General features: G+C 73.5%; 14 protein-coding genes. 8 read left to right on the top strand and 6 right to left on the bottom strand.

Annotated elements, in window-relative coordinates; genetic code table 11:
* Window positions 1–32 precede the first annotated feature (32 nt).
* Entirely contained in the window at window positions 33–278 is a 246-nt protein-coding gene (locus ACZ53K_RS08190; protein ID WP_468832929.1) for a hypothetical protein, read from the top strand.
* A gap of 32 nt (window positions 279–310) precedes the next feature.
* On the opposite strand, the gene ACZ53K_RS08185 is transcribed toward ACZ53K_RS08190, so the two are convergent.
* Together ACZ53K_RS08185 and ACZ53K_RS08180 are read right to left on the bottom strand one after the other, a co-directional pair.
* Window positions 311–961, bottom strand: coding sequence for a TetR/AcrR family transcriptional regulator (locus ACZ53K_RS08185; protein ID WP_468832928.1), 651 nt, complete (start codon window positions 959–961; stop codon window positions 311–313).
* Window positions 962–1,072: 111 nt separating this feature from the next.
* Window positions 1,073–1,870, bottom strand: a complete 798-nt coding sequence (locus ACZ53K_RS08180; RefSeq protein WP_468832926.1) for a maleylpyruvate isomerase family mycothiol-dependent enzyme — start codon at window positions 1,868–1,870, stop codon at window positions 1,073–1,075.
* A gap of 154 nt (window positions 1,871–2,024) precedes the next feature.
* Between ACZ53K_RS08180 and ACZ53K_RS08175 the strand changes: the two genes are divergently transcribed.
* The 3 genes from ACZ53K_RS08175 (at window position 2,025) to ACZ53K_RS08165 (ending at window position 5,112) form a co-directional block, all read left to right on the top strand.
* Window positions 2,025–2,840: a class II aldolase/adducin family protein gene (locus ACZ53K_RS08175; RefSeq protein WP_468832925.1), complete on the top strand. Its 816-nt coding sequence runs from the start codon at window positions 2,025–2,027 to the stop codon at window positions 2,838–2,840.
* A gap of 262 nt (window positions 2,841–3,102) precedes the next feature.
* Complete coding sequence (locus tag ACZ53K_RS08170; protein WP_468833371.1) at window positions 3,103–4,413, top strand: hypothetical protein; 1,311 nt, start codon at window positions 3,103–3,105, stop codon at window positions 4,411–4,413.
* Window positions 4,414–4,563: 150 nt separating this feature from the next.
* Complete coding sequence (locus tag ACZ53K_RS08165) at window positions 4,564–5,112, top strand: DoxX family protein (RefSeq protein WP_468832924.1); 549 nt, start codon at window positions 4,564–4,566, stop codon at window positions 5,110–5,112.
* A 47-nt stretch (window positions 5,113–5,159) separates the two neighbouring features.
* Here the strand turns inward: ACZ53K_RS08165 and ACZ53K_RS08160 are convergent, their stop codons facing one another.
* From ACZ53K_RS08160 to ACZ53K_RS08150, 3 genes are all read right to left on the bottom strand, one after another.
* Window positions 5,160–5,378, bottom strand: a complete 219-nt coding sequence (locus ACZ53K_RS08160) for a hypothetical protein (protein WP_468832922.1) — start codon at window positions 5,376–5,378, stop codon at window positions 5,160–5,162.
* Window positions 5,375–6,961: a PspC domain-containing protein gene (locus ACZ53K_RS08155; RefSeq protein ID WP_468832921.1), complete on the bottom strand. Its 1,587-nt coding sequence runs from the start codon at window positions 6,959–6,961 to the stop codon at window positions 5,375–5,377. Before ACZ53K_RS08155 ends, ACZ53K_RS08160 begins: the two co-directional genes overlap by 4 nt.
* 68 nt (window positions 6,962–7,029) lie before the next feature.
* A complete protein-coding gene (locus tag ACZ53K_RS08150) occupies window positions 7,030–8,130 on the bottom strand; it encodes a helix-turn-helix transcriptional regulator (protein WP_468832920.1) in 1,101 nt (366 codons plus the stop codon).
* Between the two features lie 320 nt (window positions 8,131–8,450).
* Here ACZ53K_RS08150 and ACZ53K_RS08145 point away from each other — a divergent pair, with 320 nt between their 5' ends.
* From ACZ53K_RS08145 to ACZ53K_RS08130, 4 genes are all read left to right on the top strand, one after another.
* A complete protein-coding gene (locus ACZ53K_RS08145) occupies window positions 8,451–9,635 on the top strand; it encodes a winged helix DNA-binding domain-containing protein (protein WP_468832918.1) in 1,185 nt (394 codons plus the stop codon).
* Window positions 9,636–9,884: 249 nt separating this feature from the next.
* Window positions 9,885–11,795 (top strand): protein kinase domain-containing protein, encoded by a 1,911-nt coding sequence (locus ACZ53K_RS08140; RefSeq protein ID WP_468832917.1) that lies wholly within the window; start codon window positions 9,885–9,887, stop codon window positions 11,793–11,795.
* A 208-nt stretch (window positions 11,796–12,003) separates the two neighbouring features.
* A complete protein-coding gene (locus ACZ53K_RS08135) occupies window positions 12,004–13,326 on the top strand; it encodes a PspC domain-containing protein (RefSeq protein ID WP_468832916.1) in 1,323 nt (440 codons plus the stop codon).
* Window positions 13,327–13,482: 156 nt separating this feature from the next.
* The gene (locus ACZ53K_RS08130) at window positions 13,483–14,199 is read left to right on the top strand and encodes a LuxR C-terminal-related transcriptional regulator (protein ID WP_468832914.1); all 717 of its coding nucleotides are present in this window, start codon (window positions 13,483–13,485) and stop codon (window positions 14,197–14,199) included.
* Here the strand turns inward: ACZ53K_RS08130 and ACZ53K_RS08125 are convergent.
* A complete protein-coding gene (locus ACZ53K_RS08125; RefSeq protein ID WP_468833369.1) occupies window positions 14,177–15,412 on the bottom strand; it encodes an MFS transporter in 1,236 nt (411 codons plus the stop codon). The two genes, ACZ53K_RS08130 and ACZ53K_RS08125, sit on opposite strands and share 23 nt — an antisense overlap.
* Between the last annotated feature and the right edge of the window lie 21 nt (window positions 15,413–15,433).

The raw sequence follows: 15,433 nt of genomic DNA, 5'->3' as shown, positions 1-15,433 counted from the left end.
AGGTTGTGGAGGCGTACCGAGGGGGTGGCGTGATGAAGCGGAACGAACCGCGCCCGCCGGACAACAGGGTGTTCTTCGCGGGCACGGTCGCCGTGGCCATCTGTGTCGGAACGGGCGTCATGGCGTCCGTGTCCGGGTGGTGGTCGACCGTGGCGGGGATCGGTGCCGCTGCCGTCGTCGCGCTGGTGGGCCGGCTGTGGCTCCGGCAGGCCGACCTGCGGTACCGGACGGCACGCATCCTCGCGGAGGAACGCGACGAGGAGGAACGGCCGGAGTAGCGGGAACGGTAGTGCCCGGGCGGCCCGTCCGCTCAGCGCTCCTCCTGCGCCTCCCGCGCTTCCTGCGCCTGCGCGCCGTAACGCAGCCCGTCGACGAGGAGGGCGACCATGCTCTGGGTGGGGCTGTTGCCGTCCTCGTCGGCGGGCATGGTCAGGCTGGCCACGGCGCGGAGCAGGTCTTCGGGGTCCAGGTCCAGGTCGGAGCGGATGTGTCCGGCGCTCGCCGCGCTGTCGAGGAGGGCGCTGAGGACGGGTACGAAGCGCTGCTGGAAGTACGCGGGCAGGCTGTCGTAGGCCGGGTCGCCCGAGTGCAGCGCGGTGGTGAGGCCGCGTTTCGTGGCGATGAAGCCGGCGAAGCGCCGCAGCCACCGGGCGAGCGCGTCGACCGGTTCGTACGCGGCCGTGAGGGCGGGGGCGGCGTCGGCGCAGGCGTCGACCTCGTGGCGGAAGACCGCGGCGATGAGGTCCGAGCGCTGCGGGAAGTGGCGGTAGAGCGTGCCGGCGCCCACGCCCGCCTTGGCGGTGATCTGCCGTACGGGGGCGTCGACCCCCGACGTGGCGAAGACTTCCGCGGCCGCCGTGAGCAGGGCATCGGTGCTGCGCTGCGCGTCGGCGCGCACGCGCTTGCCGGGGCGCCCGACCGTGGCCTCCGCGCCGGCGTGCTGCCGCGTGTCCTCGCTCACGATCTTCCTCCGCCATGGAACGCCGTTCCGTTTACGTCGGCGTCAGCGTAACGCGCGGCGCCCGGCACCGGCCACGACCGGCCCGCCCCGGTGGAGCGGGCCCCGCCCGCCTCACTGGAGCCAGAACCGCGTCCGCTCCAGCCACACGTCGAGGAGCTGCCGGTTCCCGATGGTCTCCACGCCACCGGCGACGGCGGGCCGCCCGTACAGGAAGAGGACCAGGTCGGTGATGGTGCCGCGGACGGCGACCGCGGCCTTCTCGTGGGTGGGGCGCCAGACGGGGGCCTTGCCGGTGAGGTCCACGAACCACTCGGCCTCGGTGTCCGTGGCGTGGAAGTGCAGCGTGCGGCCGGGGCCGAGCAGGACGGGCGCGCCGGGCTGCTCCTCGGCGATCTCCTCGACCGCGTGGAATCCCATCCACTCGTCGAGGGCGTCGCGCGCCACGTCCGTGTCCACGACGTACTCCCGCCCGGCCGCCAGCGCGGCGTCGGCCCGGTGGAGGGCGGTTTCGTGAGTCATGCGGCGGGCCCAGAAGACGGGTGTCCCGCCGGGCGCCACGGTCCACACCGGCACGTCGGGTCCGGCGGCCCGCAGGGTCTCCGACAGCCGGGTGGCGCCCTCGGCGAGCAGGGCGTCCAGCGCGGCCGGGTCCTCGTCGGTCAACTTCGGCATCTCGTTGACCAGTTCGTCGGAGACGGGCTCCGTCGAGCGGGTGCCGACGATCGTCTCGACCCAGCGGTGCGCGCCGTTGACGTGCCGGATGAGCTGGCCGAGGTTCCAGCCGGGGCAGGACGGCACGGTGGCCGCCGGATCCGTGTCCTTGAGGGTGTCCCGCAACAGGTCGGCCTGGCGGACGATCTCGGCGCAGTAACGGTCGTAGCTCAGGGGAGTACCGGTCGTGGCAGCCATGGGGGCACGGTAATGGCCCGGGCGCCGCTTCCGTAGTGAATTTCGGGGGTGGGCCGGGGTACGTCGGCGAGGAGTGGCGCCGCCCCCCTGTTCACCTCCCCTACCGGCAGGTAGCTTCCGCTTCGAGCCGTACGTGCGTAAGGAGGAAGCCGCCATGCCCGACCCCATTGCGAACACCCCGCCCGGGACCCCGCCCGCCCCGGTTCCCACCGACCAGCTGTACTTCGCCATGCCACCCCGGCACGCGACCGTCGAGGAGGAGCGCCGCCACCGCAAGGAACGCCTCGCGGCGGCGCTGCGGCTCTTCGGACGGTTCGGGTTCGAGGAGGGGGTGGCGGGCCACATCACCGCCCGGGACCCGGAGTTCACCGACTGCTTCTGGGTGAATCCGTTCGGGATGTCGTTCAAGCACATCACCGTCGGCGACCTGATCCTGGTCAATCACGAGGGGAAGGTCGTCGAGGGGCGTCACCACGTCAACCAGGCGGCGTTCGCGATCCACGCGCAGGTCCACCGGGCCCGCCCGGACATGGTCGCCGCCGCGCACAGCCACTCCGTGTACGGCCGCGCCCTGTCCACCCTCGGTGAGCTGCTGGACCCGATCACCCAGGACGTGTGTGCGTTTTACGAGGATCACGCCCTGTTCGACGATTACACGGGTGTCGTGGTGGACGAGGAGGAGGGCCGCCGGATCGCGGTCGCGCTCGGGCCGCACAAGGCGGTGATCCTGCGTAATCACGGCCTGTTGACGGTGGGCGACTCGGTGGACGCGGCGGCCTGGTGGTTCATCACGATGGAACGTTCCTGTCAGGTGCAGCTGACCGCGCGGGCCGCCGGCAAGCCCGTACTGATCGACCACGAGAGCGCCGTGCGCACACGGGAACAGCTGGGCAACGACCTGGTGGCGTGGATCAACTACCAGCCTCTCTACCAGCAGATCACACGCAGCGAGCCGGACCTGCTCGGCTGAGCCCGTTCCGTCCCCGCCCGGCTGATCCGTACGGCCGCCGGGGACGGCCGTACGGCCCCGCGTCAACACGCCGGGTCCCCCGTCACCACTCCACATCGCCCGTCACCGCCCGTAAACCTGGCCGCCCGGGTTTTCGCCCTCGCCACTTACGGCACAATTCCCTCTCAGTACGGTGAAGTTGGCGACGACTGGTGGCTGGGGCGGAGCGGACGTGTCGGTGGAGACGACGGGCGGGACGACGGGGGCGTCCGGATCGCCCGGATTGCCCGGAGGGGCTGAGGGCTTTCCGGGGCCCGGGGCGGCGGCGGGCGCGCACGGGGCGGCCGGATCGGGTGGTTACGGTGGTGACTGCACCTGCGGAAAGTGCCCGCGCGGCGCGCGCGAGGGGCATCGCAGGGCGGTCGCCGCGTTCGTGGCCCTGCGCGAGGAGTACGCCGCGGGCCGTGGCGTGCCGTCCGCGCTCGCCCACTCGGCGGGGGCGGCGCGGCAGTGGGTCTCCGACGAACTCGCCCTGTCGGCCCGCTCGGTCGCCGAACGCGCCGCCGCCGAGGGCTCGGCCTGGCTGGACGCGGTGTGGCGGCGCACTCTGCTGGTGCTGTGGGCCGGGATCGGCGTACTGGTGCTCGCCCAGGCCCTGACCGCGATCGGTACGGGCTGGACGACACCGCGTACGGCGGGGCTGGTCGCGGCGGTGCTGCTCGCACTCGCCCTGACGGGCGCGGGGTGGTGGCACCGGGCGCGCGGCGGCCTGCTGGCGCCCCTGGTCGGCGAGGACAACCGGCTCTCGACCTCGCGCACGGTGGCGGCGGGCTGGCTGCTGCTGGTGGCGTACGCCGTCCTCGTGCAGGCCGTCCACCTGGCCGTGGTGACGGACGCGGACACCCGCCAGGTGCTCGTGGACGGCCTCGAACTCCCGCGCGGGGCTGGGCTGCTCACGGCCCTGGCGATCACCTGCGCGGTGGCGGTCCTGGTCCGCCGCGTCGTCGCCGTACGCATTCAGGGGCGGCGCCTGCAGAAGGTGCGCGCGGAGCGGCCGCGCGCCGGTGACCTGCTCACGGACGACGCGGGGCGCGGCAGTCTCACCGACACCCAGTACCTGCTGCTGAACGTGGCCGCCGTGTCCTTCGCCGTCGTCCGGCTGGCCCGCGACCCGTCCCGGCTGCCGGATCTTCCGTGGGCGTTCGCCGTCGTCGTGACCGTCGGCGCGGTCATGTACCTGGCGGGCAAGTACGCGGAGGGCGGCCGCCCGGTCGTCCTGTCGGTCGTACGGGCCCGGGAGCCGGGCGACCTGGCCGCCCCGATCCGTACCGGCGACGACATCGAGATCCGCGGCGCCGGCTTCGTACCGCCGGGCGCACAGGGCGCCGACCTGCTGGCGCGCACGGTCGTGCGGATCGGAGCGGTCCATGTGCACGTACCGCTGGTGCCGGTCGCCGGCGGGTTCGGCAACCCGACGGACGGGGTGCTGACCGTACCGGTGCCGGCGGACGTCGAGCCGGGCCGGGTGGAGGTCAGGGTCGTCACGGCGGCGGGCGTGGAGACGAACGGCTACACGATCGACGTACAGGATTGACGGTGGAGAGGTCTGGCAGCGGGTCGGCGGGGGACCGTGACCGGCGGCCCCGCTGAACGCCGGGTACGCCGCCGTCCGTACCCCTTGTGAAACAGGGGGCAGCGGGCACACCATCGTCCGCGTCCGGCGGTGACGGAGAGGCGGGACACCATGTCTCACGCGGATCGTGCGGTCGGCAGCGGCCTGGGCGGGGCCGGGACCGGGGCGGGCAGGGGCGGCGGGCCGCGCGCGACGATGGCGCGGTACGCGCTGCTGCCGCTGCGGCTCTTCCTCGGCGTCACCTTCGTCTACGCGGGCCTGGACAAACTGACCGACCCCGCCTTCTTCGCTTCCGGCGGCACGGGCTCGGTCGGCGAACTGATGCGACAGGTACGGGCCACCTCGGCCGTGCCCGCGCTGGTGGACCTGGCCCTGAAGAACCCGGCGGGCTTCGGCTACGCCATCGCCGCCGGGGAGCTGGCCGTCGGCATCGGCACGCTCGTCGGCCTGTTCGCGCGGGTCGCGGCGCTCGGCGGCGCGCTGATCTCGCTGAGCCTGTGGCTCACCGTGAGCTGGTCGACCGAGCCGTACTACTACGGCAACGACCTCGCCTACCTGATGGCCTGGCTTCCGCTGGTGCTGGCCGGAGCCCCGATGCTGTCCCTGGACGCGGCCTTGGCGGCGCGACGCGGCAGGCAGGGGCGGCAGTTGTTCGGCTGAGCGGCCGGGTGGCTGAGCGGCCGAACAACTGCGGGTCGCGCAGGGGCTCAGTCCCGGGCCGTGGACGACGCCGAACGGTGGCGGCGTGCCGCGCTCCAGACGGCCGTCGTGATGCCGGACAGGCACAGGCCCGCCGGTACGGCCAGCATCGGCAGCGCGCCCGGCAGGTCCCAGGCCCCGGCGGCCTCACCCCCGTAGGCGCCGCCGACGCCCAGTGCGGTCAGGCCGGTGAGGAGCCGGGCGGGTTCGAAGGCGTGGCGCTTCACTGCTGCACTCCCTGGGACGAGGCGTCGGACGGCTCACGGCCGGCGGGGGACCGGCCGGCGGCGGGGGCCCGGTCGGCATCGGGCGGTGACGGGACGCCCTCGGCCGAGGGCTGGTCGGCATCGGCCGGGGACGGCTCGCCACTGGACGAAGACGCGCCGGGCTCCGTACGCGGTGCGGCCCGCTCCACCTCCACCTGCCCCGCGCCTACCTGGAGGTCGAGGTCCAGCGTGCCGTGCGGCTTCTCGCCCTTCTTCAGGCCCGTCGCCGGCAGGGTGACGGTCTGGTCCTGGTCGGCCGCCAGGTGGAAATCTTCCGGCGCCTCGCCCGGCAGCCGGACGTCGCCGAGACCCACGTCGATGTGCAGCCGCGTGGTCACGCCGTCGGGCACGGTCACGCTGAGCTGTCCGGCGCCGACCGTGGCCTTGGTCCGTACGGTCTGGCCGTTCTTGAACGGTACGTTGCTCAGGTCCAGCTCCCCGCGCCCCGCCCCCAGTTCGTAACTCGGCTTCACCGAAGCGGCGTCCATCGGGAGCCAGACGCGGTTGCGCCAGTCGGCGGTGATGTTGTCCGGCAGCACCGCGGCGCCCGCCAGCAGCACGGACGTCACGATCACCATGAAGACCGTGCCGCCGCCGGTCCGCCCGAACCAGGAGCTGATGACCAGGCCGAGGCCGAAGACGACGAGCGCGGCGGACAGCCCGGCGACGAGCGCGGTGTTCAGCGGGTACGCGTCGGCGGCGGCCCCGCCCGTCGCCAGGCCCGCGAAGAGCGCCAGCAGGAACGTCCAGCCGCCGATCGGGCGGCCCGCCCGGCGCCGCCGGGCCGGTGCGCAGGTCCGTGGCGCTCCGCGCCCGTCCCACGCGGTCGCGCCGGAGCCCTGGCCCGCCGCCCCGGTCGCCGGGTGCGCGCCGTACGCCTGTTCATGTCCGTACGGAGCGTCGCTCGGTCCCCACAGGTAGCCCACGCCGGCCGTCCCTTCCTTGGAGAGCGGGTCCCGCCACCAGGACGGGCTGTTTCGGGTGGGCGGCGCCATCGTCTCGGGCGGCGCGTCCGCGACGGCCTGCGCCGTCGCCGGGTCGGCGGCCCCGGGGCCGTCCGTGCCTGCCGCGCGGCGCTGCCGCGACCAGTACGCCGAACCGCCCACCGCCAGCGCGAGCATGACCGTGAAGGTCAGCAGACCGCGGTTGGCGAGCGAGGTCAGGAAGAAACCGCAGCCGACCAGCGCGAACAGCAGCGCGGTCAGTGCGGTGCCCTCGACCCGGCCGGAGAGCAGCTTGCGCCCCTCGTTCTCGTCCTCGCCGTCCTGCGGGATCAGCAGCCAGGCGAAGCCGTACACGATGAGGCCGATGCCGCCGGAGGCCGCCAGCACGGCCAGCACGATCCGGAAGATCACCGGGTCCAGGTCCCAGTGCCGGCCCAGGCCCCCGCACACACCGGCGATCACCTTGTGCCGCCGGCTGCGGCGCAGGGGGGCCTGCGGAGCCGGGCGGCCCGGTGCGTCGTCGGACGTCGGGGTGCCGTCGGGGCCGGACGCGGCCCCGGCGGGGCCCGTCGTCTCCTCGGCGGGCGCAGCATCGTTCATGCGCCCATGGTGGCAAGCGGAGCGGACGGGCGGCATCCGTGGGAACCCTGGTTGGTCCCTGAGATCGCTCAGGCCCGAGGGGCGGGTACGCCGCGCGCGCTGCCCGTAGCGTTCGCGGCACCCGTACCGCCCGTACCGCCCGCGGCGACCGCGTACCGGCGGGCCAGCCGTGCGCAGGCTTCCTTGAGCGCGGCCGGTCCGACGATCTCCATGTCGGCGTCGAACCTGCCGAGGGCGGCGGCCAGGGCGGGCCACGACCAGGACCCCAGGACGAGCCGGCAGCGGTCCGGGCCGAGCGGCTCGACGACACCGTCACGGGTGTACCGGGACACGGCCGCCGCGGGCAGCGCGAGGACCACCTCCCCTTGGCAGGGCCAGCCGCCCGAGCCGCCGGAACCTTGGAACTTGCTCAGGACGAAGGCACCGACGTCGCCACCGGGCAGCTCGCGTGGGGTGAAGCGGGGGCCGGTGGGGGTGCGCGGCGCGATCCGGTCCGCGCGGAACGTGCGCCAGTCCTCGCGGTCGAGGTCCCAGGCGACGAGGTACCAGCGGCCGTCCCAGGTGACGAGGTGGTGCGGCTCCACGCGGCGCGGCGGGGACACACCGTCCTGACCGCTTTCCGGTACGGACGCATACGGTGCGGACACATCCGGTGAGACCCCGGCGGCGACCGGCGGCGACACCGGTACGTAGTCGAAGCGCAGCACCTCGCGGGCGTGGACGGCCGCGCTGAGCGCCACCAGTACGCCGCTGGCGACCTGCGGGTTCCGCCGGGCGGCGGGCCGCTCGACGGCGGTGACCTGGAGAGTATCGATCCTGCGGCGCAGCCGCGCGGGCATGACCTGCCGGACGGTGTGCAATGCGCGCGCCGCGGCATCCTCGACGCCGGCGCCGGTGGTGGTGGCGATCTGGAGCGCGACGGCGAGGGCGACGGCCTGCTCGTCGTCGAACAGCAACGGGGGCAGCTCCGACCCGGCGTCGAGCCGGTATCCGCCCTCGGGGCCCTTGGCCGACACGATCGGATAGCCGAGTTCGCGCAGCCGGTCGACATCGCGGCGTACGGTGCGCGGGCTGACCTCCAGACGTTCGGCCAGCAGCGCCCCCGGCCAGTCCCGGCGCACTTGGAGCAACGAGAGCAAGGACAGCAGCCGCGCCGAAGTCTTCTGCATGCCTCCCATCCTGCATCGAGTAGCGGACACAACCTGTCCTCTACTTGCGCCAATGTGGGGTCCGCAGGGCCAGGAAGTCGTGCAGGCCGCAGGGCCCGAGCAGGCCGCACAGTCCAAGAAGAGGTGCAGGAAAGCCGGACGGGGAGGCTCGGCGGGGAAGCCGGACGCGGGAATGCCGGACGCGGGAATGCCGGGCGGGCGGACGTCGGGCAAGGCTCGGGTGCGGAGGGCAAGGTGCGCGTACGGACGAACAAGGCACGCACGCAGCCGAACTCGCACGCAACCGAACTCGCACGCAGACGACCAAGGCAAGGACGCAGATGACCGTTCTCGACAACCGGGCGCTCAACCGCGCGACGCTCGCGCGGCAGTTGCTCCTCGACCGTGCCGACCTGCCGGCCCTCCACGCCGTGGCGCACCTGTGCGGCCTCCAGGCGCAGGAGCCGCAGGAACCTTTCGTCGGGCTCTGGTCGCGGCTGCGCGCGTTCGAGCCCTCGGCGCTCTCCGGCCTGCTGACCGGGCGGCACGTCGTACGTACCCACCTCATGCGCCGCACCGTCCACCTCCTCACCGCCGACGATGTCCTGGCCTGGCGCGGCCGCCACGACGCGATGCTGCGGCAGCGCGTCCTCGGGACCTACCGCCGCGAGCTGGAAGGGGTCGACCTCGATGAACTCGCCGCGGCGGGCCGCGCGGTCATGGCCGACGGCGAGCCCCGCTCGATGTCCGAACTCGCCCGGGCGGTCGCCGGACGCTGGCCCGCCCCGGGCCCGCGGCCGCTGGGGGAGATGCTGGTCGCGGCGCTGATCCCGATGGTGCAGCTGCCGCCGCGCGGGCTGTGGCGTACGAAGGGAGGTGTGCGGAATGTCCCGCTCGCGTCCTGGCTGGGCCGCGAAATCGACCGGCCGGTACCGGACGGCTCCGACCCCGGCAAGGCGCCCCTCAACGACTCCGGCGCCCCGCGCGACTCCGGCACCCCGCGAACCGTCAACAACAGCCCCGACCCCGTGGGCGAAGCCCTGGTGCGGCGCTATCTGGCCGCCTTCGGCCCCGCCGCCTCCGCCGACCTGCGGGCCTGGTGCGGCCTTGCCGGACTGCCGCGCGCGGTCGCCGCCGTACGCGATGAGCTGGTCACCTTCCGGGACGAGCGCGGCCGGGAACTCCTCGACCTCCCCGGCGCGCCGCGCCCCGACCCCGGCACGCCGGCCCCGGTGCGCTTCCTGCCCGCGTTCGACAACGCGATCCTCGGCTATCACGACCGCGGCCGGATCATCGACGACGTGCACCGCGGCCTCTCCGTCGCCGGTGAGCGCGTCGCCCTGGTGGACGGCCGGGTCGCCGCGACCTGGACCGCGAAGGACGGCACCGTGACGGTCTCCCCGCTGCGCCGTTTCTCCCGGGCCGAGCGTACCGCCGTGTTGGAGGAGGGGGAGGAGCTGGCGGCGTTCCTCTCCGACGGCGAGACCCGGCACGCGAAGATCGACGCGGGCGCGGACCGCGGCTGAGTTCTCCGCGGGCCCACTGCCGAGTGCCGGGCCGCGCCGGGTTGAGTACCGACAGGGCGCCGGGCCGACTGCACGGCCGACTGCCCGGCCGGTCTTCCGGCATTCCGGCTTGGAAACGCTTTCCGGCTTGGGGGCGGAGATGTCCCGGTACGTGTCCGATGATCGCGCCCCGCCCCTCCGCGGACGGCCGGCGGCCGACTATCGTTGCGCCGGACACGTGTACGGGGGGAACCGAAGGGGCGCGGCGCGGTGACGGAGGCGGCGGTGGACGACGGGCGACTGGTCGCCGGGCGGTACCGCCTGGTGGAGGAGATAGGCCGGGGCGGGATGGGCACCGTCTGGCGGGCCCACGACGAGCTGCTCGGCCGGCAGGTCGCGGTCAAGCGGCTGCACGTCTCCCCGGAGCTGGACGCCGACGAGCTGGCCCGCCGCAACGAGCGCACCCGCCGCGAGGCGCAGTCCGCCGCCCGTATCAACCACCCCAACGTGGTCAGCGTCCACGATGTCGTCGATGACGACGGCCTGCCCTGCATCGTCATGGAGTACGTGCCGTCGGTGACGCTGGGCGACGTCATCAAGGAGGCCACGCTCTCGAACAGCGCGGTGCCGCCGGGCGAGGCGGCCCGGATCGGCCGCGGCATGATCACCGCGCTGCGGGCCGCGCACGCCGCCGGTGTCCTGCACCGCGACGTGAAGCCCGGCAACGTGCTGCTCGGCGAGGACGGCCGGGTCGTCCTGACGGACTTCGGCATCGCGGTCGCCACCGGCACGTCCACCCTCACCAAGACCGGCGAGCTGGTCGGCTCGATCGACTATCTCGCCCCCGAGCGGGTCCGGGGCGGTACGCCCGGCCCGGCCGCCGACCTGTGGGCGCTGGGCGCCACGCTCTACCAGGCGATGGAGGGGCGGCCCCCGTTCCGCAAGCTCACGGCGGTCGAGACGGCGTATTCGATCGCCGTGGACCCGCTGGACCCGCCGCGCAACGCCGGTCCGCTGACCGCGCTGATCGAGGCGCTGCTGGCGAAGGAGCCCACCGAGCGCCCCTCGGCCGACGCCGTGGAGCAGGCGTTGCGCACTCCGGCCGCGTACACGGACACCTCGTGGCTGGGCATGGCGGGCGCGCCAGGGACGGCACCGGGCGCTCCGGGCACCGCGGGGGACGGCACCGCGACGACGGGCGGCCTGACCGCACCGGCCCGGGATCCCCGTACGGACACGGGCACCGGTAGGGGAACGCCCTCGGCCTCCGGTGCGTACCACTTGGCGCCGCCGGCAGCGGAGGGTACGGCCGGCACGGCGGTCACGGGCAGTATGGCCGCCACCGGCGGCAGGCCCACGGACGGTACGTCCGCCACCGGCAGCATGGCCACCACCGGCGGCATGACCACCACCGGCGGCGCTGCCGCCGCGGTCCCCGACGACGGCCCCACCTCCCCGGCCCACCGCACGGCGACCGACCCGGCCACGGCCACCGGGTCCGGGAAGAAGCGCGGCAGGCGCGGCCGCACGATCGTGCTGAGCACCGTCGCCCTGGCGGCCGTACTGGCCGTCACGGGCGGCACGCTGTACGCCCTCGGGTTCAGACCCGACGGGAATGCGCAGGCGTCCGACGGCGGCAATACGCAGAGCGAGGCGCCGTCGCCGTCCCCCTCCGCGAAGAAGCCCGGCTCGAAGCCCACGCCGCGGCCGATCCCCGACGGATACCACCAGGTCACGGACCCGGCAGCCGGTGTCACCTTCCCGCTGCCGGACGGCTGGACCCGCCAGAAGCAGGGCAAAGGCATCGGTTCCACCTACCTCAACCCGAACCAGCTGGTCGGCCTGCGCATCGAGGTGCTCGACTTCGCGAGCGTGGACCCGCTGCGGCACTGGAAGGACAACGAGCGCAACTCCATCAACGAGGGCAAGTTCCCCGGCTACCAGCAGCTGCGGATGCAGGGCACGGTCTTCCGGGGCCGGCCCGCGGCGCTGTGGGAGTTCAAGTGGTCGGGCAGCAAGCGGGACTTCCGCGCCATCGACCTGGGGTTCGGCCGGCCCGGTGAGAAGGAGTACGCGGTCTATCTCTCCGCGCCGTACGCCGAGTGGGACCGGTACAAGAAGGTCTTCGACGACGTCCTGGCCGGCCTCCAGCTGCCCGACGAGCGTGAGCAGCAGCAGTAACAGCACAAGCCAGGCAAGGGACTCCCCGGGTACGGCAAGCCCCTGCACCATCCCGGCACCATCCCGGCTCAGGGATGGCACCGCCCCGCACCACCCCCCGAGCGACGAAAGTTACGGCCGACCAGGCCCGAAAGTCGCGAACGGCTAGGGGTGCCGTCAGGGTCGACCCTGATGCCCCGCACCCGTCCCACGTGTGACGATCGGTGTCATGACCACCGCGCCGACCCGGCCCGAGGCGAGCTACGCCACGGCGCCCGACTCCGACGACCCGCCCCTGCGCAAGCTCTACCGCAGCGCCGACGGGCGGATGCTCGGCGGTGTCGCGCGCGGGCTGGCCGGGCATCTGGGGCTGCCGGTCTCGTGGGTGCGGGTCGTGTTCGTCGCGCTGTTCATGGCCGAGGGCATGGGCGGGCTGCTGTACGCCGCCTTCTGGTTCATCGTGCCGCTGGGCTTCGGCGGCGTGGACGCCACACGGGCGAACGCGTCCGCCACCACTCCCGGCCACCTGCCGTGGAGCCGCAAGGGCCGCGCGGCGGGCGGCCGGAAGGCCGACAAGGGCCAGATACTCGCCCTGCTCACGCTGCTCGTCGGTGCGGCCGTCGTCGCGTCCCGGTTCGAGCTGGGCCGGGCCAATGCCTATATGTGGCCGCTCCTGCTGATAGGCGCGGGCGTGGCGCTGGTCTGGCGGCAGGCGGACAACGCGCGGCGCGCGCAGTGGCTGGAGATGGGCCGCCGCAAGGCCGTGCTGCCGGTCGCGCGCGGTGCGGCCGGCGTGGCCCTGGTCGGCGTCGGTGTGACCGGCATCGTCGTCCTGCAGGGCTCGGTCCGTAACCTCGGCTCGGTGCTCCAGGCCGCCCTCGCCGTGCTGGTCGGCATCGCGCTGCTCGCGGGCCCCTATCTCGTACGCATGACGCAGGACCTGTCCGAGGAGCGGCTGATGCGGATCCGCGCGCAGGAGCGCGCCGAAGTCGCCGCCCACGTCCACGACTCCGTCCTGCACACGCTCACCCTGATCCAGCGCAACGCGGAGGACCCGCGCGAGGTGGCCCGCCTCGCCCGCGCACAGGAGCGCGAACTGCGCGCCTGGCTTTACAAACCGGAGGGCCGCGGCAAGGACGAGGAGCAGGAACCGGACACCCTCGCCGAGGCGGTGCGCAAGGCCGCGGCCGAGGTCGAGGATCACCACGGCGTGCCGATCGAGGTCGTGGTGGTCGGTGACTGTCCGCTGGACGAGCGGCTGAGCGCGCAGCTCCAGGCCGCGCGCGAGGCGATGGTCAACGCCGCCAAGTACGGTGGCGACGGCGGCGCCGTGCAAGTGTACGCGGAGGTGGAGGGCCGTACGGTCTTCATCTCCGTACGGGACCGGGGCCCCGGCTTCGACCTGGACGCGGTCCCCGGTGACCGTATGGGTGTGCGGGAGTCCATCATCGGCCGGATGCAGCGCAACGGCGGCACCGCCCGGCTGCGCTCCGCGCCGGACGGCGGGACGGTGGTCGAGCTGGAGGCGGAGCGCCTGCCGGATGACGGATGATGAGAGGGCGGCGTGGCGCTCGCCCCCGTGCGGCGGCCGCCGCCGACGGGAAGGACGCCAACGCCCACGCGCCAAGGTAAACGGCAACGGCAACGGCAACGGCGAATGCCAACGTCGCCGCCAGACGGCAACGCCAACGAGGGACGGACGGACGAGATGAGCAGCGACGCCGCACAGGGTGGCCAGGACAGCGACCGGCCCGGTGGCCCGGCCCGCACGGTACGGGTCGTCCTCGTCGACGATCACCGGATGTTCCGTACGGGCGTCCAGGCCGAGATCGGCCGCACCGACGAGACCGGTGTGGAGGTCGTCGGCGAGGCCGCCGACGTCGACCAGGCCGTCACGGTCATCACCGCCACCCGCCCCGAGGTCGTCCTGCTGGACGTGCACCTGCCGGGCGGCGGCGGTGTCGAGGTGCTGCGCCGCTCCGCCGCGATGATGGCCGACCCCGAACGCCCGGTGCGGTTCCTCGCGCTGTCCGTGTCCGACGCCGCCGAGGACGTCATCGGTGTCATCCGCGGCGGCGCCCGTGGCTACGTCACCAAGACGATCACCGGTACGGACCTGGTCGACGCGATCTTCCGGGTCTCCGACGGTGACGCGGTCTTCTCCCCGCGGCTGGCCGGCTTCGTGCTGGACGCGTTCGCCTCCACGGACGCCCCGCCGGTGGACGAGGACCTGGACCGTCTCACCCAGCGCGAACGCGAGGTGCTGCGTCTGATCGCCCGCGGCTACGCGTACAAGGAGATCGCCAAGCAGCTGTTCATCTCGGTCAAGACGGTCGAGTCGCACGTCTCGGCGGTGCTGCGCAAGCTCCAGCTCTCCAACCGGCACGAGCTGACCCGGTGGGCTACGGCCCGGCGGTTGGTCTGACGCAGGCGGCGGGGGCCGGTGCGTCTGACGCCGTAGCGGCCCCACCCGCGACGATGCGGCCGGAACGGCGGAGTGTCCGCGTCCGCCGCCCGAGCTCCGGTACGAGGGAGACGATCCCGAGCGCCGCCAGTCCGGCCCCCAGCCAGACCGGTGCCCGCAGCCCGTACGCGCTGATGGCCATGCCGCCGACCAGCGAGCCCACGATCACGCCCAGCGTGATGAACGACGAGTGCACGGTGTTGACCAGCGCCCGCGCGTTGCCGGCCCGCTGGACGCGGGTGACCATCGCCGGGTTCATTGTGACCCCGGCCAGCCCGATCCCCATCATGAACACCACAGCCGGGACCGGCAGCTGCGCGAGCAGCGCGAACCCGGTGAGAAACCCCAGGTTCAGCACCAGCCCGCAGAGCAGTACGGCGATGGTGTGCCGGTCGGCGAGCCGCCCGGCCACGGTGTTCCCGACAACGGTCGCGGCCCCGTACGCCACGAGCAGCAGCGGTACGGTCCCCGTCCCAAAGCCGGTGACCTCGGTCAGGATCGGATTGAAGTAGCTGAAGACGGAGAACGTCGCCCCGATGATCAAGGTGCTGGTCGACAGTGCCAGCCACAGCCGGGGGTTGCGGAACGCGCCCAGTTCCTCCCGCATGCCGCCGCCCGCGTCGGCGCGCTCCAGCCTCGGTACGCCGACGGCCGTGCACACCGCCGCGCCCACCGTGAGTACGGCGATCGCCCAGAACGCCGCCCGCCAGCCCAGGTGTTCGCCGATCAGCGTGGACATCGGCAGGCCGAGCAGCGTGCCGAGCATGAGCCCGTTCATGGCCACGGCGATGGCCCGGCCGCGCGCCTCCGAGGGTGTGAGCTGGGCGCACACGGAGAGCGCCACCCCGAAGAAGGCCTGCGACGCGATTCCCGTGACGACCCGCGCCGCCAGCATCGTCCAGTAGTCCGACGCGACGGCCGCCAGCACGTTGCCCACCAGGAACACCCCGAACAGCACCGCCAGGGCCCGCTTCTGCCGCAGCCGCATGACGCCCACCGTCAGGAACGGCCCGCCGACGGCCATCGCCACCGCGAACGCGCTGATCAGATACCCGATCTGCGGCACGGTGGCGCCCAGTCCCTCCGCCATCTGCGGCATCAGCCCGGCGACGACGAACTCACTGGTCACCATGGCGAAGATGCCCAGGGCCAGGACGTACACGGCGCGTGGTATGCGCATGATCCCCCTCTTTTC

It is taken from the genome of Streptomyces sp. NPDC033221 (assembly GCF_055577005.1).
The sequence above is the reverse complement of the archived record's forward strand: the minus strand, read 5'-3'. Positions and strand labels throughout refer to the sequence as shown.

Excerpts from the sequence above, each read along its gene's own strand:
- ACZ53K_RS08145 (WP_468832918.1), top strand. The coding sequence starts at position 8,451 with ATGACCGTTCTCGACAACCGGGCGCTCAACCGCGCGACGCTCGCGCGG.
- ACZ53K_RS08180 (WP_468832926.1), bottom strand. The coding sequence starts at position 1,870 with ATGGCTGCCACGACCGGTACTCCCCTGAGCTACGACCGTTACTGCGCC.
- ACZ53K_RS08150 (WP_468832920.1), bottom strand. The coding sequence starts at position 8,130 with ATGCAGAAGACTTCGGCGCGGCTGCTGTCCTTGCTCTCGTTGCTCCAA.
- ACZ53K_RS08165 (WP_468832924.1), top strand. The coding sequence starts at position 4,564 with ATGTCTCACGCGGATCGTGCGGTCGGCAGCGGCCTGGGCGGGGCCGGG.
- ACZ53K_RS08155 (WP_468832921.1), bottom strand. The coding sequence starts at position 6,961 with ATGAACGATGCTGCGCCCGCCGAGGAGACGACGGGCCCCGCCGGGGCC.
- ACZ53K_RS08175 (WP_468832925.1), top strand. The coding sequence starts at position 2,025 with ATGCCCGACCCCATTGCGAACACCCCGCCCGGGACCCCGCCCGCCCCG.
- ACZ53K_RS08190 (WP_468832929.1), top strand. The coding sequence starts at position 33 with ATGAAGCGGAACGAACCGCGCCCGCCGGACAACAGGGTGTTCTTCGCG.
- ACZ53K_RS08135 (WP_468832916.1), top strand. The coding sequence starts at position 12,004 with ATGACCACCGCGCCGACCCGGCCCGAGGCGAGCTACGCCACGGCGCCC.
- ACZ53K_RS08130 (WP_468832914.1), top strand. The coding sequence starts at position 13,483 with ATGAGCAGCGACGCCGCACAGGGTGGCCAGGACAGCGACCGGCCCGGT.